General features: G+C 71.7%; 22 protein-coding genes. 6 read left to right on the forward strand and 16 right to left on the reverse strand.

The window, feature by feature from the left end; all coding sequences use genetic code 11:
* Window positions 1-158: 158 nt before the first annotated feature.
* Window positions 159-521 (reverse strand): helix-turn-helix domain-containing protein, encoded by a 363-nt coding sequence (locus JHAT_RS26740; RefSeq protein WP_077800861.1) that lies wholly within the window; start codon window positions 519-521, stop codon window positions 159-161.
* A gap of 105 nt (window positions 522-626) precedes the next feature.
* Between JHAT_RS26740 and JHAT_RS26745 the strand changes: the two genes are divergently transcribed.
* Window positions 627-1,010, forward strand: a complete 384-nt coding sequence (locus JHAT_RS26745) for an STAS domain-containing protein (RefSeq protein WP_375603593.1) — start codon at window positions 627-629, stop codon at window positions 1,008-1,010.
* 241 nt (window positions 1,011-1,251) lie between these two features.
* Here the strand turns inward: JHAT_RS26745 and JHAT_RS26750 are convergent, their stop codons facing one another.
* Window positions 1,252-1,794 (reverse strand): hypothetical protein, encoded by a 543-nt coding sequence (locus tag JHAT_RS26750; RefSeq protein ID WP_077800830.1) that lies wholly within the window; start codon window positions 1,792-1,794, stop codon window positions 1,252-1,254.
* A gap of 312 nt (window positions 1,795-2,106) precedes the next feature.
* On the opposite strand from JHAT_RS26750, the gene JHAT_RS26755 reads away from it, so the two are divergent.
* Window positions 2,107-3,027 (forward strand): LysR family transcriptional regulator, encoded by a 921-nt coding sequence (locus JHAT_RS26755; protein ID WP_077800831.1) that lies wholly within the window; start codon window positions 2,107-2,109, stop codon window positions 3,025-3,027.
* 71 nt (window positions 3,028-3,098) lie between these two features.
* Here JHAT_RS26755 and JHAT_RS26760 read toward each other — a convergent pair whose 3' ends face one another.
* On the reverse strand, window positions 3,099-3,530 hold the full coding sequence (locus JHAT_RS26760) for a glyoxalase/bleomycin resistance/extradiol dioxygenase family protein (protein WP_077800832.1): 432 nt from the start codon (window positions 3,528-3,530) through the stop codon (window positions 3,099-3,101).
* Window positions 3,531-3,623: 93 nt separating this feature from the next.
* On the opposite strand from JHAT_RS26760, the gene JHAT_RS26765 reads away from it, so the two are divergent.
* On the forward strand, window positions 3,624-4,613 hold the full coding sequence (locus JHAT_RS26765; protein ID WP_077800833.1) for a YafY family protein: 990 nt from the start codon (window positions 3,624-3,626) through the stop codon (window positions 4,611-4,613).
* 287 nt (window positions 4,614-4,900) lie between these two features.
* Here the strand turns inward: JHAT_RS26765 and JHAT_RS26770 are convergent, their stop codons facing one another.
* Window positions 4,901-6,094 (reverse strand): MFS transporter, encoded by a 1,194-nt coding sequence (locus tag JHAT_RS26770; protein WP_077800834.1) that lies wholly within the window; start codon window positions 6,092-6,094, stop codon window positions 4,901-4,903.
* A gap of 89 nt (window positions 6,095-6,183) precedes the next feature.
* On the opposite strand from JHAT_RS26770, the gene JHAT_RS26775 reads away from it, so the two are divergent.
* Complete coding sequence (locus JHAT_RS26775) at window positions 6,184-6,945, forward strand: DeoR/GlpR family DNA-binding transcription regulator (protein ID WP_077800835.1); 762 nt, start codon at window positions 6,184-6,186, stop codon at window positions 6,943-6,945.
* Between the two features lie 247 nt (window positions 6,946-7,192).
* Window positions 7,193-7,834 (forward strand): carbonic anhydrase, encoded by a 642-nt coding sequence (locus tag JHAT_RS26780; protein WP_077800836.1) that lies wholly within the window; start codon window positions 7,193-7,195, stop codon window positions 7,832-7,834.
* Window positions 7,835-8,108: 274 nt separating this feature from the next.
* On the opposite strand, the gene JHAT_RS26790 is transcribed toward JHAT_RS26780, so the two are convergent.
* The 7 genes from JHAT_RS26790 to JHAT_RS26820 all read right to left on the reverse strand — a co-directional run bounded on the left by JHAT_RS26790 (window position 8,109) and on the right by JHAT_RS26820 (window position 13,026).
* A complete protein-coding gene (locus tag JHAT_RS26790; protein ID WP_143660519.1) occupies window positions 8,109-8,549 on the reverse strand; it encodes a hypothetical protein in 441 nt (146 codons plus the stop codon).
* 328 nt (window positions 8,550-8,877) lie between these two features.
* Entirely contained in the window at window positions 8,878-9,450 is a 573-nt protein-coding gene (locus tag JHAT_RS26795) for a hypothetical protein (RefSeq protein WP_077800839.1), read from the reverse strand.
* A 220-nt stretch (window positions 9,451-9,670) separates the two neighbouring features.
* Window positions 9,671-9,895: a hypothetical protein gene (locus JHAT_RS26800; RefSeq protein WP_077800840.1), complete on the reverse strand. Its 225-nt coding sequence runs from the start codon at window positions 9,893-9,895 to the stop codon at window positions 9,671-9,673.
* Window positions 9,896-10,131: 236 nt separating this feature from the next.
* Window positions 10,132-10,467 (reverse strand): STAS domain-containing protein, encoded by a 336-nt coding sequence (locus JHAT_RS26805; RefSeq protein WP_077800841.1) that lies wholly within the window; start codon window positions 10,465-10,467, stop codon window positions 10,132-10,134.
* On the reverse strand, window positions 10,464-11,759 hold the full coding sequence (locus JHAT_RS26810; RefSeq protein ID WP_077800842.1) for a PP2C family protein-serine/threonine phosphatase: 1,296 nt from the start codon (window positions 11,757-11,759) through the stop codon (window positions 10,464-10,466). Before JHAT_RS26810 ends, JHAT_RS26805 begins: the two co-directional genes overlap by 4 nt.
* Window positions 11,759-12,562 carry an alpha/beta fold hydrolase gene (locus JHAT_RS26815; RefSeq protein ID WP_077800863.1) on the reverse strand — a complete coding sequence of 268 codons (804 nt, stop codon included), beginning with the start codon at window positions 12,560-12,562 and terminating at the stop codon, window positions 11,759-11,761. The genes JHAT_RS26810 and JHAT_RS26815 overlap by 1 nt, the downstream gene beginning before the upstream one ends.
* Before the next feature lie 92 nt (window positions 12,563-12,654).
* On the reverse strand, window positions 12,655-13,026 hold the full coding sequence (locus JHAT_RS26820) for an STAS domain-containing protein (protein ID WP_253195617.1): 372 nt from the start codon (window positions 13,024-13,026) through the stop codon (window positions 12,655-12,657).
* Between the two features lie 177 nt (window positions 13,027-13,203).
* On the opposite strand from JHAT_RS26820, the gene JHAT_RS26825 reads away from it, so the two are divergent.
* Window positions 13,204-13,686, forward strand: coding sequence for an ATP-binding protein (locus JHAT_RS26825; RefSeq protein WP_077800844.1), 483 nt, complete (start codon window positions 13,204-13,206; stop codon window positions 13,684-13,686).
* A 72-nt stretch (window positions 13,687-13,758) separates the two neighbouring features.
* Here the strand turns inward: JHAT_RS26825 and JHAT_RS26830 are convergent, their stop codons facing one another.
* From JHAT_RS26830 to JHAT_RS26850, 5 genes are all read right to left on the reverse strand, one after another.
* Entirely contained in the window at window positions 13,759-14,613 is an 855-nt protein-coding gene (locus JHAT_RS26830) for a M23 family metallopeptidase (RefSeq protein WP_077800845.1), read from the reverse strand.
* A gap of 25 nt (window positions 14,614-14,638) precedes the next feature.
* Entirely contained in the window at window positions 14,639-15,145 is a 507-nt protein-coding gene (locus tag JHAT_RS26835; RefSeq protein WP_077800846.1) for a helix-turn-helix transcriptional regulator, read from the reverse strand.
* A gap of 184 nt (window positions 15,146-15,329) precedes the next feature.
* Window positions 15,330-17,171 (reverse strand): asparagine synthase (glutamine-hydrolyzing), encoded by a 1,842-nt coding sequence (gene asnB / locus JHAT_RS26840; RefSeq protein WP_077800847.1) that lies wholly within the window; start codon window positions 17,169-17,171, stop codon window positions 15,330-15,332.
* Window positions 17,172-17,679: 508 nt separating this feature from the next.
* A complete protein-coding gene (locus JHAT_RS26845; protein WP_077800848.1) occupies window positions 17,680-17,859 on the reverse strand; it encodes a hypothetical protein in 180 nt (59 codons plus the stop codon).
* A 171-nt stretch (window positions 17,860-18,030) separates the two neighbouring features.
* Entirely contained in the window at window positions 18,031-18,570 is a 540-nt protein-coding gene (locus tag JHAT_RS26850; protein ID WP_077800849.1) for an EF-hand domain-containing protein, read from the reverse strand.
* Window positions 18,571-18,704: the final 134 nt, after the last annotated feature.

Genomic DNA, 18,704 nt, shown 5'->3' on the forward strand with positions numbered 1-18,704 from the left:
AGTGGGGCCGGTCCGGGCGGGTAGTCGCGCGCAGGCGGGGAAGGGCTGTGGTGCCTGGGGAGGTCGAAGCGGCCCTTCCCCCTTTTTTCCGTCCCCACGGCAGGCCCGGAGCGGACACCGGGCTGGTTGAACGCGCGCGATCGGTGTTCGCTCCGCCCCTACCGCGTACCGCCGCTATCGACCAGGCGGGAGAACTGGGCGTCGGGTTTCCGTCCGCGGTCGGTCTCGTCCTGGACGAGCAGGGAGAGCAGGGCGGCCACGGTCAGGCCCGCTTCCGCCGGGTGACGCAGGACCTTCTCCGGCTCGATGCGGTAGGTGTTCGTGCGCCCGTCGCGGGTGTGGGAGAGGTAACCGTCCTGTTCGAGATCGGAGATGATCCGCTGGACGGCGCGCTCGGTGAGCCGGCAGTGGGCGGCGATGTCGCGGATCCGGATGTTCGGGTTGTCGGCGATGGCCGCCAGCACGCGCGCGTGATTGGTGACGAACGTCCATCCGGTGTGGGATCCAGGCACTTCAACCATGCACAGCATTTTAGGGACCGTCTTTGCCTGACACCTAATGCATGACATACTTTTCGCGCAACAGATAGCAGTATTTGGTGGGGGAGACACAGGAGGGTCCCGAAGGTGTCCAGGGAAGACGTGGTCACGGAGTGCTCGAGTGGCGCCGACGGGTGCCGGCCGCAGGTCCTGGACCGGACCACGGTGGCGCAGTACGAGCGGTGTGGGGCCTGGGTCGTCGACGCGCGAGGCGCGTACGACATGCAGTCGATCACGCCGCTGGCGGACGCGCTGAGTTCCGCGGCCGAGGTGTATCCGAAGGTGATCCTGGACGCCTCCGGCATCACCTTCGCGGACTCGACACTGCTGAACCTGCTGATCCTCACCCACCAAACGGTCGACTTCCGGGTGGTCGCCCCGACGCGGCAACTGCGCCGGCTCCTGCAGCTCACCGGAGTGGACACCGTCCTGGAGGTGCGCGCGACGGTGGAGGAGGCCGCTGCCCGCTGAGACGCCCGTCGTGGTGATCAGGACCGGCCCCGCTGCTCCGACCGCCGCCCCCTCCGGCCCTCCGCGACGCCCTCGGGTGCTGCCCGTTCCGGACGAGGCCGGGGAGGGGGCGGCGGCGTGTCCCTGCTCGCGGCACGGGGTCACGGCCCGGTGCCGCGCCGCCGACGACCGCCTTCGCCCGGTCCCGGTTCGCGGACCGCGAACCGGGCGGCACCCGGCGCCGGGCTCTCCGCGGGGGAGATCAGCAGGGCTGGACGAAGAAGACCGGGGTCCAGGACGCGGTGCCGGTGTCCTTGGCGCGGTTCGACCAGCGCAGGCTGCCGTCGGAGTTGTAGAAGCGGGCGACGGTGCCGGTCGTCTGGTTGTTGTTGAAGGTGCCGTCGCCGATGCCGTCGAAGCTGTACCGGCCGCACCGGTAGTAGTCGTAGTGACGGCCGCGGCCGTCCACGATGCACAGGTGGCCCTCGCCACAGGCCACCGCGGCCTCCGGCGAGGCGAGGTCACGGACCCGGCTCTCCCCGGGAGCGGGGATGGTCACGGCCCCGCCCTCGGTCGTGAGCCGGTTCGCCGACACCTGGCGGGCGTCCGGGTGCGTCGTCAGGTAACGGTCCACCTGCTGCTGGAGCTCGGCGGCCTGGGCACCGGTGAGACCGGCTGCCCGGGCCTGCCGGGCGTACGCCGACTGCGCGGCCGCCGGCTCGGCCGACGCGGAGCCGGACAGCGCCGGTCCCACGACGAGAGCCGCCGCGGCTGCCGCCATGGCCAGAACCTTACGTGCTGACATGCTCGTTTCCCCTTCCTGAGCGATCCGGCGGCCGCATCCCATGGCGGCCGTCCGGGAGACGTCACACATCGTGCCCGGCAGGGGCACCGCGGTTGAAGGGATGACTCATGCGGCCGCGCCGCACATCCATACCCACATGGCTATCAGGAGGGGAGAACACGCTTGTGGGGGACTGCGGGGGAGGCCGGCGGCGAGGCACTGTGGAGGGCACGCTGACCGGGGGACTGCGGGAGAAATGGTGACAGACGGTTACGGGGGACCTGGCGAGAGCGGGGCGAGGGCGGGCGGGCCGTCCGCCGGGGCGGTTCCCTCGTGACGGCCGACCCGAGCGTGCACCAACTGCGGCTCTTTCTGGCACTGGCCCAGGACCTCCACTTCGGGCGGGCGGCGAAGCGGATGTTCATCAGCCAGCCCGCGCTCAGCCGACAGATCATCGCCCTGGAACGCCGCATGCGCGTCCACCTGGTCCGGCGCTCCACCCGCCGGGTGGAGCTCACGACGGCGGGGCAGGCACTGCTGCCCGAGGCCCGCGCCGTCGTGGAGGCGGCGGACCGGCTGGGAGAGGTGATACGGAGTCAGTCGCGCCGGGTGTGCGGGCGGCTGCGGATCGGCTTCATCGGCGCCGAGGCCGCGATGCCGTACGCCCGGCGGATCCTCGCCGAGTTCCGCCGGCGGCACCCCGAGAGCGAGATCGAGATGCGTTCCCTGGACCTGGTGAACCAGGTCCGGGCGCTGGTCACCGGCGAGGTGGACGCCGCCTTCCTGCGGCAGCCGCTGCCCGCGGGCATCCGCACCCTGCAACTCGCCAGCGAACCGCGGGTGGTGTGCCTGCCCGCGGGAGACCCACTCGCCCGGCGCCGGGAGCCGCTCACCATGGCGGACCTCGCCGACCGGCCCTTCGTGGACCTCCCGGGTGACACGGTGCGCGGCTGGTGGAACCACTGGACCGGCAACCCGCGGCCCGACGGCACCCGGGTGCGCTACGGGCCGGTCGTCACCGACGTCGAGTCCCTGCTGCTCGCGGTCGCGAACGGACAGGGCATCGCCTTCCTGCCGGCGGGGGCCCGCGAGTTCTACCCCCGTCCCGGGCTCGTCTACACGCACGTGAGGGGGCTCTCGCCCTGCACCGCCGCGCTCGCCTGGCTCGCCGGTCACGGCGACAGCACCGGCGTCGCGGCCCTGCGCGCGGCCGCCCGCGCCGTACTGCGCACGACGACCGGACCCGGCGGATGACCGTCCGGCGGGACCGCCCGCGCGCCGGTGTCCCCGGGCGCGGTGGCCGCGTTCACGGAGAGCCCGGGATCTCAGGGCCTGTGCGTGAGAGGCTGCGCGTGGAGCCGGTGGGCGAACTTCTCGACGGCCGCCGGGGTGACGGGGGTGAAGAAGTTGACGAGGTTGCCGTCGGGGTCACGGAGCAGCAGTGACCGGTTGCCCCAGGGCATCGTGGTGGGCTCGGTGACGAAGTCGGTGACGAAGCCGGTCAGGTTCTGGTGGACGCGGTCCACGTCGTCGACGAGGAACTCGGTGATCACGCTGTGGTTGTCCGCCGGACGGGCGGAGCCCGGGGCGAACAGCGGGACCGTGCGGGTGCCGGCGATCGCGAGGGTGGCTCCCGCGGTCCCGAGTTCGGCGAAGTCCTCGGTGGCCCACGTCGCCCGCGCTCCTGTGGCCCGCTCGTAGAAGTCGACGAGGCGTGCCACGTCGTCGGTGATGATGCGGATCGAGACGAAGTCCATGGGAATCTCCTTGGCTGTGCCGGGGACGTGCACGTCGCAGGCTAGGAGAAATAGGGGACAGAATCGGTCCTGTATGCGCGTTAGGCTGCGGACATGTCTCGACCCACCGGCCGCGTGCTGACACTCCTGGAGCTGCTGCAGTCGGGCGGCACCCGGACGGTGGCCGAACTCGCCGACCGGCTCGGCGTCGAAGGGCGCACCGTGCGCCGGTACGTCGACCAGCTGATCGACCTGGACGTGCCCGTGGAATCGGTGCGCGGCCGCTACGGCGGCTACCGGCTCGCCCCCGGGCACCGCCTGCCTCCGCTCATGCTCAACGGCGACGAGGCGCTGGCCGTGCTGCTCGGCCTGATCGCCGGCCGCCGAGCGGGGTTGACGACGACGCAGCACACGGCGAGCGAGACGGCATCGGCGAAGATCCGGCGGGTACTGCCCCGGCACATCGCCCGCCGGCTCGACACACTCCTGGAAACCCTCGCCTTCACGGACCGGCCCGGCGGGTTCGACACCCCGGACGCCGAGGTCCTGCTCACGATCGCCGATGCGGTGCGCCACCACCGACCGGTCTCGGTCCGCTACACCGACCGGAACGGACGACGCAGCGAACGTACGCTGCACGCGTACGGGATCGTCGCCCACGCGGGCCGGTGGTACGTCACGGGCGAGGACGCCCGGATCGGCGAGGACCGCACCTTCCGGCTCGACCGCATCGCGGACGCGCGGACCCTGCCCGGCTCCTTCGAGGCACCCGTGGGCCCCGATCCGGCACAGCGCGTGCTGTCGGCGTTCGCCACGGCCGAGTACCGGCACGAGGTGACCCTGCGGATCCACGGAACGGTCGAGCAGATCCGCGCCCACCTTCCGGCCGGCGTCGCGAGCCTGGAGGAGCACGAGCCCGTGGCCGGCGAGGACCGGACGGCCGAGCGCTGGCTGCGCGTCGAACTGCGGGCGGAGCGACTCGACTGGCTGCCTCCGGTACTCGCCTCGCTCGACCGGCCGTTCGTCATCGAACGGCCCGATGAACTCCGCGACCTCGTCACCGCCCTCGCCGATCGCCTCACGGCCTGCGCCCGCCGAGCCTGACCGCGAGGAACCGGTGCCATGAGGTGGCACGAGGACACCGGGACAGGAAAGGCGAAAGCGCCCGCCGCGCAGCGCGCGTTCCGCTCGTGCGGCCAGTACGGCCCACCCGGGCCGGTGCTCACCACGGCTGCGGGCACCTGAGCTGCCGGCGGGGGACGTCGTGGGGCTCGGGCATGAGGACGTACGCGAGCTGTTCGGTCGCCGCCGTGATCGCGACGCTCATGACCGGGAACGCCGCCCTGCGCGAGCGGACCGGGCGGCCCGCTGTCGTCGTCCCGATCATCGGATCAGGAGGTCAGCTCGACTGCGTGCGGTCGGTCGGAGGGGGTGGGGGCGCGCAGGATCCCGGCGCCGGCAACGGCTGTCGCACAGAGCAGGGCCGGGAGCAGGAAGGTGTGGTTGAGGGCCATGAGATGGGTCATCCAACCGATGACTGCGGGGCCCGCGAGCATGCCGACGTAGCCGAGTCCGGCGACTCGTGAGACGTTGGTGCCGGCGGCCGCGGGATCGATGTGTCCGGCGGCACTGAACAGCTGGGGGATACAGCCGGACAGGCCGAGGCCGAACAGTGCCCAGCCTGTCAGCGCGGTCCAGATCCACGGTGCGAGGGCCACGAGCGTGATGCCGGTGGCGGCCAGAGCCGCGCCGTACCGCAGGACGGCGACCGGACCGAATCGTGCGGACACCCGGTCCGCCAGGAGCCTGCCGATGGTCATCGTCGCCGCGAACGTCCCGTAGGCGAAGGCGGCGGTGCTCTCCGAAGCGCCCAGGACGGTCTTGAGGTGCAGGACGCTCCAGTCGTTGGCGGCGCCCTCGCACAGCATGATCAGCAACGCCAGGACGGCGAGCAGCCAGATCCGGCCGGGAACAGCGCGCTTCCCGTCGGGGGCAGCGCCGTCGGCTTCGGCCGCGGATGTGTCCGGTGCGGCGGGCAGGAGGCCGCGGGCCGAGGCCAGGGCGACGACGGTACCGATGCCGGCGGTGACGGCCAGGGTCGCGGCCGTGCCCCAGCCGATGTCGATGGCCGCGGCACCGGCGAGGGCGGCCAGGACACCGCCGACGGAGAACGTGGCGTGAAAGGCCGACATGACGGGCCGCTGGTACGCCGTCTCCACCTGTACGGCGTGCGCGTTCATGCTGACGTCGAGGGTGCCGTTCCCGAAGCCGAAGGCCAGCAGGGCCGCTCCGAGGACCCAGGGTTCCTGGGCCAGGCCGGGCAGGACCAGGGTCGCGCTGCACAGCGCGCCGGACAGGGGGACGACGGTGCGTGTGCCGAACCGGTCGGACAGGCGGCCGCCGAACTGCATGCCGATGAACGCCCCGGCCCCCAGCAGCACGAGGAACCCGCCCAGGGCCGCGTGGCTGATGCCCACGTGGTTCTCGATGGCCGGGATCTGCACCACCCACATGCCCAGCAATGTGCCGTTGAGGATGAAATAGACGAAGGTGGTGAAGCGGGCAACGCGCAGCGCTCTTTCCATGCCCGAGACAATAACGAACAACTTGACTGTTTGGAACAGGGCCTTTCGAACACTACTGGGGTTCGGTCGGAGTGGTGTTGAATCACGGTATGAGCACTGCGGACCGTCATCGTCTGATCGCCCGGGCCGTTCGGGAGGCGGGGACCGTCACGGTCGGTGAACTGGCCGACCTGACGGGCGCCTCGGACATGACCATCCGCCGCGATCTGGATCACCTGGCCGCACAGGGCGTCCTCGAACGGATGCGTGGCGGTGCCCGCGCCCTGCTGTTGAGGGGGGACGAGCCACCCTTCGCGCTACGCGTTCACGAGGCCGTCGACGCCAAGCGCCGGATCGCGGCCGAGGTGGTCTCGCTCATCGCCGACGGCGAGACCGTCCTGCTGGACAGCGGTACCACCTGCCTCGAAGTCGCACGTCTGCTGCGTGGACGGCAGGTCACCGTCATGCCCCTGTCGTTGCAGGCCCTGAACGTCCTGAGCGACGCACCCCGGCCGACCGGGCTTCTGGTCCCCGGGGGCAGGCCCCGCGCACCTGAAGGAGCCCTCACCGGGCCCCTCACCCTCGCCTCCCTCGCGGCGCTGCGCTTCGACACCGCAGTACTGGGCTGCTGCGGCCTGACCTCCGCCGACGGCGTGACCGCCTACGACCTCGACGAGGCGGCGGTGAAGAAAGCCGCCATCGCTTCGGCGCGGCGCGTCATCGCCGCCGCCGACGGCAGCAAACTCGGCCGCACCGCCCATGCCTACGTCGGCCCCCCCACCCTCGTGGACATCCTCGTCACCGACATCACCGCACCCGCCGACGAGACCACTGCACTCGAAGGCGGTGACATCACCGTCAAGATCGTCTGATCCCGATGTCTCCGGCCACCGCGGCACGCGTCTCGCACCGCCGGTCCCGGTTCGCTGTTCGCATCCAGCAGGCACCCGAGTGACCCGACGTGCTGGACGATCGCTGCCCGTGGTGGAGAACAGAGTCACACCACAGAGGGGTCTCCGAGACACGCCGCGGTCCGGAGGAGGACGGCTTCCGTGCCGGGCTGTCCGTCGACGCGGGCCGGGCGGTGCGAGAGCCGGCGCCGACTCGTAGGCTACGGCCATGACCGAGATCCAGACCCCGACGCCCCGCGACGCCTTCGAACTGCTGCTGGCCGGCAACCAGCGCTTCATCGCCGGCAGCCCCGAGCACCCCAACCAGGACGCCGCCCGCCGCACCGAGATCGCACCGTCCCAGCAGCCCTTCGCCGTGCTGTTCGGGTGTTCCGACTCCCGGCTGGCTGCCGAGATCATCTTCGACCGCGGCCTGGGCGACCTGTTCGTGGTGCGCACCGCGGGCCATGTCATGGGCCCGGAGGTGCTGGGCAGCATCGAGTACGGGGTGGACGTCCTGGGCTGCCCGTTGATCGTGGTCCTCGGGCACGACTCGTGCGGCGCGGTCGGCGCGGCGTGCGCCGCCCTGGAGAACGGCATGACACCGGCCGGATACGTGCGGGACGTCGTCGAGCGGGTGACCCCCAGTGTGCTGGCGGCGCGGGCCGCCGGAAAGGTCGAGGCGCAGGAGATCCTCGCCGAGCACGTCCGGCACACGGTGGACCTTCTGCTGGACCGCTCCCGGGGGCTCGCCGAGAAGGTCGCCGCCGGGCAAGCCGCGGTGGTGGGCCTGTGCTACCGCCTCGCCGACGGGAGCGCACAGGTCGTCGCGTCCCGCGGCATCGACACGGCGGTCCGCGCCGCGTCCTGACCGTCCCTGCCGTGATGGCCCACCGCCAGGGGCCCGACCTCGGCACCGGTCACGCGGGACCGGGGCCCCGCGGCGGAGCCGGTCGGCGTCCGTCGGGCCGAACCCCTCACGCCACCGCGAGGAGGCGACGGCGCGCGAGGCCGATTCCGCGGCCGCCGTCGCCGTCGCCCACGGCCGCGTCGACGGCCGTCCCGCCCCGCTTCGCCGCGGCCACCGGGGACATGAAGCCGCCCTTGCCGGTGGCCGTCCCGCGCGGGACGAGTGGGTCACCGGATCAGGGACCGCCCCAGATCTTGTGCCAGCCGGCGCACGTCTCCGTCACACCCCCCTCGGTCTTGCACTCCATCACCTCGATCCACGAGGTGGTGTAGTCGAAGTTCCAGGTCCGCTGGTTCTCGGCCATGTAGCCGGAGGCGCTCAGGTTCTCGGTACGGCTTCCGCCCCAGCCCTCCTGATAGGTGGCGCGGACGAAGACGCGCGCGCCCTTGCTGTCGCTCGCCGAGTCCCGGATGTTGGTCGTGACGTAGATACGACTGGTGGCGGTCGACTGCGACACCGAGCCCCAGGCGTGGGCGCCGCTGATGTCGGCCTGGGTGTACTGGGCGTTCCAGCTGACCGAGACGGCGTTGGCCGTTCCGGCGGACAGCCCCACGGCGAGTGCGGTCCCGGCGGTGAGCGTGCCTGCGGAGCGTAGGAGGACGCGCAACCGATTCATGTGTTCTCCCCTGAAGTGACTGAGACGAGCCCGTCCTGGCCGACCGGAGGCGGGCGGACCGTTTCCGGGCCGGAAATCCACCGCCCCAGATTCGCCCGGCCGGCCTCGCACATCCAGGGGGAGGGGGTGTCCCGGACAGGTGAGGGGATGTCCCGCCTGGTCCATGTCCTGTCCGGGACACGCCCGGACAGGACGGACGTCCTGCAAGGCGCCTGCCGCGGCTCCACCGCCGGCAGGTACGCCGTCACCGGGCCGTGGTGCCGCGGACCGCCCACCTCCGGCGGTCCTGTCCTCCAGCCCGGGCACGGCCACGGAGGGAGCGGAGCCGTCAGGGGACGAGCGGAGTGGAGGAACGGGCGTGCTCCCACATGCCGCGGAACTGGGCCATGGGGCGTTGCTGTTCGCCGTGGAGGGCGTTGAGGACGACGAGGCATCCGGTGAACGCGGGCACCGCCCACTGCGCCCAGGCGAGCTGACGCTGGGCCTTTTCCAGGTCGATGGGGTGCTCGGCCGCCTTCTCGTTGTCCTCGACGCTGTAGGAGGAGGCCAGTTCGACCTTCTTGCCGAGAACGCGGGCGTAGGCGGTGGCGGCCAGAGCGGCAGCCGTGACGGCCGTCTTGGCCGTGGTGGAGGCACCCACACCCTGCTGGGTCCTGACCCGGTGGGCGTTCACGGCGAGCAGACCACCGCCGCCGAACAGGTGCGCACCGATGGCGGCGGCGTTGACCGGTACCCACTTCGCCCAGCCGACCGAAGCGATCCGGGCCCTGGCGGCAACCGTGGAGCCCTCGTGCTCGGCCGCCCCGTTGAGCCCGATCGCCCCCATCAAGGAGCCACCGAACCAGGCTGCCAGGCCCACGTCGTGCAGGCTGCGGATCAGGGTGTTGTTGCGTCCGGACACGAAAGCACTCCTTGCGGGTAGGCGGCATGGACCGATGAGGCAGGAACGACTACTTCACCCTGACCGGAGAACGCCCTTCCCGCCAGCACGGCTGAGCCAGACGGTGACCCGGTGGCCAGACGACGCCCCGGTGGCCTCCGTCGTCGGCCGGCTTCCGTCAGGGGCCGGCCGCCACCTCCGCGCCACCCCCGTGCAGGCGCACCAGCACCGGCGCGTGGCATCAGTCCTTGGCGCGGTGCAGTTGTATCTGCCCCTGGGCGAAGAGGTGCACGAAACCGCACCGCAGGCAGATCAGCCCCGTGGCGGTCTCGTCCGCCCAGGCAAGATTGAAGAACTCCCCGCCCGTGCTGTTGAGTTTCACCCCCCGCTCGCGGAAGAGATCGCCCTTGCAGACCTGACACGTGATCCACATCTCTCCCAGTGAGGCCCGCACCGCTTTGGCCATGGCATCCCCCTTGCCGCGCCCGGCACCGTGGCCGGGCCGTCGGCGCTCCGTCGTTCTGTTCGGCTTACGTTCGATCATCGTCGCGCGACCCGCCGTCCGGGAGGGAACTTGAGCAAGAACTGAGCACGGGTGCCCGGCGTGGGTGTCCCTTCCGCGGCCGCTCCCCGCGGTGCGTGCCGGCCCCGCACCGAAGGCGTGGGGGCCGTTTCTGCCCCGGTCGGCGGTGCGTGTGGCGGTCAACCGGCGGCGGTGTCGGCGCCGGGGTGGAAGGTGAAGACCTGATCGAGGCCGACGATGGCCAGGATGCGCAAGGTGTTCTCCGGGACCGCGGCCAGGGCGATGTCGGCGCCGGCGGACAGGGCGCGCTGGCGGGCGGCGAGCAAGGCGGTGATGCCGCTGGAGTCGCAGAAGTCCATGTCCGCCAGGTCGACGACCAGGCGCTGGCCCGGGGCCAGGTCGAGGGCGTCGATCTGTTGGCGCAGGGCCGTGGCGTGGGCGTAGTCGAGGTCGCCGGCGACGTGCACGACGGGGCCGGTGGCAGTGTCTTCGCGGGTGATGTTCAGCGGGCTCATCGTGGTGGATTCGTTGCGGATTCTGCGTGCGGGCGGAGGGCGGGGACGCCGAGGGCCAGGAGGGCGGTGTCGTCGTCGAGGCCGTCACCGAATCCGGCCAGCAAGCCGGTCAGCGCGGTGATCACCTCCTGGGCGCCGGTGGGGGCGTGGCGGGCGGCGAAGTCGAGCAGGGCGTCTTCGCCGTACAGGCTGTCACGGTGGGGTCCCGTGCGCGCCTCGGTGAGGCCGTCGGTGTACAGGAGGAGGGTTTCGCCGGGGGCGAGGGTGGTGGTGGCGGTGGAGAACCGGGCGCCTGCCAGGGCACCGACGAGCATGCCGCCGGGGGTGGGCAGGAAGTCGGCGTGGCCGTCCGCGCGCAGGACGAGAGCCGGGGGGTGGCCGCCGGAGGCCAGACGGACGCTGGTGCTGCCCGTCACGGGGTCGGGTTCGACGGTGCCGAAGATGGCGGTGCAGTAGCGGGGGTCGCCGGTGGCGGCGTACCGCTCGTGCAGCACCTGGTTCAGGGTGGTCAGGGCGGTGGCCGGTTCGGCGTCGTGCAGGGCGGCGGCGCGCAGGGTGTAGCGGGTCAGGGAGGTGACGGCGGCGGCCTGCGGGCCCTTGCCGCACACGTCGCCGAGGAAGAACGCCCACCGCTTGCCGTCCACGGGGAACAGGTCGTAGAAGTCACCGCCGAGCCGGTCGACGGAGGCGGTGTGGTAGTAGAAGGCGCTCTCCATTCCCGGCACCGCGGGCAGGGAGTCGGGCACCAGGGAGCTCTGCAGGACGGCGAGGGCTTCGGCGAGGCGGGCCCGGTCGGCCTCCGCCTGCTTGCGTGCCCGTTCCGCCTCCTGCCGGCGGTGCAGCAGCTCTTGTTCGTAGGCGCGGCGGTCGGAGGCGTCGAAGACGGTGGTGCGGATCAGCAGCGGCTCACCCTCGCTGCTGTACTTGAGCGCCGAGGAGACCAGTGTCGGCAGCCGGCCGCCGTCGGCGGTCTTCAGCTCCAGGGCGATGCCCTTCAGCGTGCCCTGCATGCGCAGCAGCGGTGCGAAGTGCGTCTCGTGGTAGAGCTTGCCGCCGACGGTGAGCAGATCGGCGAAGCGCTTGTGCCCGACCACGGCCTCGCGCTCCAGCCCCAGCCAGTCCAGCAGAGTGCTGTTGATCTTGGCGATGGTGCCGTCCAGCAACGTCGACAGGTACCCGCAGGGCGCTGACTCGTACAGCTCTTCGGCACTGTCCTCCAGCAGCGCGATGAACTCCGCGTCCGTTCCGGTCCCGTCCCCGGGAGGCTCCGGAGCCGCGCCCGTACGGCTCATCACTGCAGGTCGCCGAGGAAGTCGAGGATCGCCGTGGCGGTCGCCTCCGGGGCGCTCAGCTGCGGGCAGTGCCCGGTGGCGTCCAGAGTGACCAACCGGGAGGCGGGGATCGAGGCCTGCACGAAGGCACCGACCTCCCGGGGCGCGATGACGTCCTGGGCGCACTCCAGCACCAGCGTCGGCACCTCCACGGAGCTCAGGTCCTGGCGGCTGTCGGACAGGAAGGTGGTGCGGGCGAAGACGCGGGCGATGTCGGGGTCGGTGGCGCAGAAGCTGTTGGTCAGCTCCTGGCCCAGCTGGGGCCGATCCGGATTGCCCATGATCACCGGGGCCATGGCGGAGGACCAGCCCAGATAGTTCGACTCCAGGGAGGCCAGAAGCTCGTCGATGTCCTCCGCGCTGAAGCCACCCCGGTAGCCGTCCCCGTCGATGTAGCAGGGCGAGGGCGCGACCATGACCAGCGCCCCGATCCGCTCCGGTGCGGCCTGCGCCGCCAGCACTCCGACCATGGCACTGACCGAATGGCCCACGAACACCGCCCGGCGCAGGTCGAGCGCTTCGCAGACGTCCGTCACGTCCTGGGCGTAGCCGTGCAGCGAGGAGTACCGCTCCTCGCTCCAGGCCGAGAGGTCCGAACCGCCGGAGCCGACGTAGTCGAACAGCACCACCCGGTACCGGGTGGTCAGGGCCGGCACGATCAGGCGCCACATGTTCTGGTCGCAGCCGAACCCGTGCGCGAGTACCACCACCGGCCCGTCCTCGACTCCGGTGACCGTCACGTTGTTCCTGCGGAGGACATCCATGTCGGCCATCCTCTCACTTGGCCGAATGTGCTCGGAAGGCGGTTCACGAGCACCCCGCGCCCGGCACGGTCGGGACACGCGTGGAGAGCCGGTCAGTCGGTCAGGGCGTGTCGGAGGGTTTCGCGGCAGTCGATGAGGGTGTCGATGCCGACGATCTGCAGCGTGCGCCTCACGGTTTCGCCGGACCCGGCCAGGCGCAGCCAGCCGCCGGCTTCGGTGAGGGTGTGGTGGGCGGCGATGAAGAGATTGATGCCGCTGGAGTCCATGAAGGTCACCTGCCGCATGTCGACCACGACACGGGGACCGGCGGTGCCGGCCGCCTCCAGGGCCCGGCGGAGGACCTCGCCGGTGTGGTGGTCGATCTCTCCGGACAGGGTCACCACGTGGATGCCGTCGACGACGGTGGACACGACCGCCAGTCCGTCGACCTGCTGTGTCTGCTCAGTTCGTTCGCTATCTGTCATCTCTCCTTCTGCCATACCGGTGATACTGGCACACCCGGACCTTCCCCCGCGGTGCCGCCCTGCGCCGGTACGGGTGACGCCCTCGCTCCGGAGGGGGCGGAAGCAGGGACGTGCAGCGTGTGTCGCGGACGTGTGGGTACGCGCGAGGGTGTGAACGGGGCAGGGAAGGCGGGCCGCATGGGACCAGCACCGGCGGACGAGGACGGCGCGGCACCGGACGAGCCGGCCGTGCGGACCACGGCGGCCCTGGGCGGCGACGGCACGGACATCGCCCGGGCCCGCCACCTGGCCGCCGACTTCCTCGCCCGGGCACGGACCGAGCACGGCCTGACGGTCTCGGCCCGCGCCATGGACCTGACGCAGTTGGTGGTCAGCGAACTGGTCACCAACGCCCGCAAGTACGCGCCCGGCCCGGTGCTGATGGACCTGCGCATCTCCGGCGGGGCGATCGAGATCGCGGTGTGGGACTCCGACCCGGTGCTGCCCGTGGCCCGGGCCACGGATGCGGGGCGGGTGGGACAGCACGGCCTGGAGATCGTCATGGCCGTCTCCGAGGACTTCGAAGCGCAGCGAGCGTCCACCGGCAAGCGCATCACCGCCCGCATCCCCCTGCTGGACGCTCCCGGCGGCGCCGCCGCCGGACACCGGCTGCTGCGGTGAGGGCGCGGGCGCCACCGTAGGGGCGGCCCTCGAGGGCGACGGGACGGCGCCGGTGACGGATACGGCCCGGCGTCACGCACCGCCGGGCGACGTGGGCACCGCGGCGTCCGCGCCGACCGTGAACACCTCGCCCCCGTGGGGCACTCCGACCCCGCGCCAGCTGAACGGCACACCGCGCGCCGTGTCCACGTCCGGCCCGTCCATCAGCTGGAAGTGCACGTGCGGCTGGGTCGAGTTGCCGGAGTTCCCGCAGCGGCCGAGCACCTGGCCGGCGACGACCCTGTCGCCCGCCCGGACCTCGAGGGAGCCGCGCCGGACGTGCGCGTACAGGGCGTACGTCCCCCCGCCGAGGTCGAGGACGACGTGGTTGCCCACGATGCGGCGGGACCCGCCGAGCATCCTGCAGACACCCTCGATCAGCCAGAAGTACAGAACACCGAGGAGCGAGCTGCGGCTGAGGTGGTCGCGCTGGCCGTCCTCGGCGTGGACGACGGTGGCGTCGGCCACCGCGTGCAGGGACGCCCCGAAGGCGGGGTAGGCCTCGTTGCGGTGGGCGACGGGCCAGAACCAGACGGGGGCGGGGCGGGAGGGCCCGTCCGCCGGCTCGGCCGCGATGTCGATGGCGTAGGTCTGTGCGAGGTGGTGCGTTCCGTGGCTCGGCACCTTGTCGGCCGGGCTGTTGAGGGCGGACCAGCGTCCGGTGACCGGGGGCGCGACCTCCACCGGCGCCGGGGGCTGCTTGTCGATCCTCCGGCGGGCGGAGCGTGATCCCACCAGGCCGACGGCCATCGCACCGAGCGCGGGCAGCCAGCTCATCCAGTAGCTGTACGGCAGGTCCACGAACAGCCCGACGGCGATCTGGACGAAGAAGATCAGCCACAGCCCGTGCTGGACCCTCGCGGCGATCTTGCGTCGACTCTCGGACATGTCTTCCTCCTCGTGCGGGTGACGGTCAGGTGACGGGGCGCGCGGCCGTGAGCACCACGAGCAGCGGAACCACCCGCCCCGCGGGGACCTCGTACCGGCCGCGCTCGGGCGTGTGCAGCCAGCCCGCGCCGGTCAGCTGGCGCAGGTGGTGGTAGATCTGGCCGGTCGTGCCGACGTCCTCGAGCGCGGCCAGCTCGGCGGCGGTGCGCAGGCCGCCCAGGATCTCCCGCAGCAGCCGCAGCCGCACGGGGTTGCCGAGCGCGGCGAACGACTCGGCGGCGTCCTGCCAGTCGTGGTCGAACAGCGTCTCCGTGAGGAGGCCGTACTGCCACTCGTACCGGTGCCCCGTGGGCACACGCACCGTCCCGGTGAACAGGACCGCGCCGTCCGCCTCCTGTGTCACCGGGTGCCGCGCCTTCAGGGCGTCGAGGGCCCAGAAGTCGCCCTCTCCCACAGGGGGTGCGGCCGGACCCGTGCTCTCCAGTTCCGTCACGCGCCGTTCGAGCTCGGCGACGCGCTCTTCGAGTTCCATGATGATGAGATTACGTAATTATGTAATCACGTGCAAGCCGGAAGGGGCGCAGACGAAGCCCCGTCCTCGCGAAGGCGCGGACGGGGCGGGCGCGGCATGGGACGCTCGGGCGACGGGCGACGGGCGCATGGTCGCGGGGGATGGGCGACGGGCGCGTGGTCGCGGGTGACGGCCGAGCCGTCGTTCAGCTCAGGTCGATCTCGGGCTCGTAGAGGTCCAGCCAGAGGGCGAGGTCGAGGGCTCGTTCCAGCCCGCGCCGGTCCGCCTGGCCGCTCATCGGGGCCTCCCGTTCGGCGGCCCGCCGCAGGCGGTCGGGGTCGACCAGGTCGAAGACCGGGTGGCCGGTGCGGGTGAGCAGGTCCTTGGCCTGCTCCTGGAGAGCCGCCGCGTACTTGGGGTCCTGGGTGGACGGGTAGGGGCTCTTGACCCGGTCGTACACGGACTTCGGCAGCACGTCCGCGGTCGCCTCGCGCAACAGGCTCTTCTCCCGGCCGTCGAAGGACTTCAGTGCCCAGGGGGTGTTGTAGACGTACTCGACGAGCCGGTGGTCGCAGAAGGGGACGCGGACCTCCAGGCCGACGGCCATGCTGGCGCGGTCCTTGCGGTCGAGCAGGATGCGCACGAAGCGGGTCAGGTGCAGGTGGCAGATCCGCCGCATCCGGTACTCGAAGTCGCTCTCGCCGTCCAGGCGCTGGACGCCGGCCGCGGCGTCGCGGTAGCCGTCGGCCACGTACGCGGCCAGGTCCAGGCGCTGCGTCAGGTCCGGACGCAGCACGTCCGTGTCCTCCCCCATGTGGCGGCCCAGCGACACCAGCCAGGGGAAGGTGTCGGCGCGGCGTGCCTCCTCGTCGAAGAACTGCAGGTAGCCACCGAAGACCTCGTCGGCGGACTCGCCGGACAGGGCCACGGTGGAGTGTTCGCGGATGGCCCGGAAGAGCAGGTACAGGGAGGCGTCCATGTCCCCGAGGCCGGCCGGCAGGTCGCGGGCCCGGATGACCGCGGCGCGGATCCCGGGGTCGGCGAGGGCCTGGGCGTCCAGCACGATGTCCTGGTGGTCGGTGCCCGCGGCACGGGCGACGTCGTGCACGAACGGGGTGTCGGGGGTGCCGCGGAGCTCGTCGGCGACGAAGTTCTCCGCCTGGCCCACGAAGTCCACGGCGAAGCTGCGCACCTTCTCCCCGTGTTCACCCAGCTGCCGGGCGGCGAGCGCGGTCATCGCGGAGGAGTCCAGTCCGCCGGACAGCAGGGTGCAGCGGGGTACGTCGGCGACGAGCTGACGGCGCACGATGTCGTCCAGGAGCGAGCGGACGTGCGCGATCGTGGCGTCCTGGTCGTCGGTGTGCGGCCGGGTCTCCAGGTCCCAGTAGCGGCGCCGGTGCACGCCCGAGCGGTCGACCGTGACGACGGTGCCGGGCTCGACCTCGTGCATGCCGTCCCAGACGGCGTGACCGGGCGTCTTGATCATGGTGAACAGCTCGCGCAGCCCGTCGAGCCGGACCCGGCGGCGGACCAGGGGATGGGCGAGGATCGCCTTGGGTTCGGAGCCGAACAGCACGCCGTCCGCGGTCGGGTGGTAGTAGAACGGCTTGATGCCCATGCGGTCGCGGACCATGACCAGCTTGTCCGCGCGGCCGTCCCAGAGGGCGAAGGCGTACATGCCGTTGAGGCGCTCGGGGAGCGCGTCACCCCACTCGAGGTAGCCGCGCAGGACGACCTCGGTGTCGGAGTCGGTGGTGAAGCGGTGCCCGCGGTCGGCGAGGTCACGGCGGAGTTCGGTGAAGTTGTAGGTCTCTCCCGAGTAGACCAGCGCGACCGTGCCCTGCGGGGTGTCGGCGCTCATCGGCTGCCGCCCGCCGGGCAGGTCGATGATGGCGAGCCTGCGGTGGCCGAGCGCGGCGGCTCCCTGCGCCCAGACGCCGCGGTCGTCCGGTCCGCGGCAGGCCATCGTCTCGGTCATCGCGTCCAGCGCCGCCGTCTCGGTGCCGAGATCGCGGTCGAAGGAGACCCAGCCGGTGATGCCGCACATACGCTACCTCCTGCGTCGGTCCGCCCGGCGCTCCGCTCGACCAGGTGTTTTGCGACTGCGAGCAGGCTTCCGGGCGAACCAGTTGTAGTTGCCATCTACATTCCGAGCGTGCGCCGCGGGAGCAAGTGCAGTCAATGCGGCCGCAACGGGAAGGGCATACGGCACCTCCCGTTTTCAGCCATGCTTTGCTCTTGCGATACCTTCTGCCAGCCGGGGGTCCGGTGCCCACCGCGTGGAATCGGCCACGGGCAAAGTCTTTTTCAACCAGCTGCCTCCGGCGCGGCGCCGGCACTCGGGGCACCGCGCTCGTCGCGGGGGGCGGCCCGCCGGGACTCCCGCGGCACACGGGCGTGGTGCCCGGTCCGGGGAAGGAGCTCCCCGGACCGGGCACCACGGGCGTGCCGACCGTCGCCACAGGGCCGGTACACCGTCCTCGACCGTCACCCGGACGGTCACCGCGGGACGGCGGCGCGAGGCCGACAGGAGCCTCCTCCGCCGCCACGCACCGCTATGCGTCGCGTCCCTCGAAGTCCCGGCGGACCGCGGCGCCCTGGTCCTCCACCAGCCCGGAACCGTCCGGGAGTTCCAGGACGGAGCCACAGTGCTCGCACAGGTCCCCGTCCCCGGCGGGCGTGCCGCAGGCCTTGCAGAAACGGTGGTGGCTCTGCTCCTCCGATGTCTTCGTCATGACCTCTTCTTCCGTACGTCGAGGTGGGCAGGACGGCAGGCGGGTGCCCGGAACACCCCCGTCGATGCCCGGACGGGGCCGTGTCCGGGCACCGCGTGCGTCCACGGCGCGGGGAAGGACCGGGCGGATCCTGAGGCCGGTGGTGAGGGCTTCCCGGTCAGGCTGTCGCCGTCACCGGGTTCCCGTCGTGACCAGGTGGTCGCCGGGGATGCCGGACTTCTCGGGCCGGTAGTAGTCCCTGATCCCGTCCGCCCAGGTGGACACGCGGATGCGGTCCTCCCCGTCCGGACCGAAGGCCTGGAAGAGCGCCTCGATGTTGGGACGCTCGAAGCCGATCGCGATCATCAGCGCGACGAACTCGGGGCGGCCGACGAAGCCGTCGCCGTCCGGATCGCCCATCGCGGCGAGGGCTTCGGCGAACTCGTCCACGGCGGCGTCGAACCGCTGCGGGTCGAGGACGACGGAAGTGAATTCCGCGGGGCTGACACGGCCGTCGCCGTTGGCGTCCAGCTCGTTCAGGAGCGTTTCGCCGTAGCGGCGGAAGGCACCGGCGAGCCTGTTCCTCCTGGCCTCGTCGGCAGCCGGTACGGCGGCCACGACGCGCTCGCTCATCAGGTCGAAGTCGGAGGGCTCCAGGTAGCCGTTCCCGTCGGCGTCGAAGAGGGAGAAGACCAGCTCGACGCGGTCGGTCGCCTCGGTGGTGGGCGTCATGACGCATCCCTGCCTTTGCTGTGGACGTTGCTGCGGAACGGACACGCCGGGGGCGACGCCCCGGCGGCTGACCCACTATCCGGGCGTTCCGCCCGCTCCGGCGGGAAAGCGCGGCACTTCGTACACGAAGGGAG

The sequence above is a fragment of the Streptomyces sp. JHA26 genome, from assembly GCF_002005565.1.
Lineage (GTDB): Bacteria > Actinomycetota > Actinomycetes > Streptomycetales > Streptomycetaceae > Streptomyces.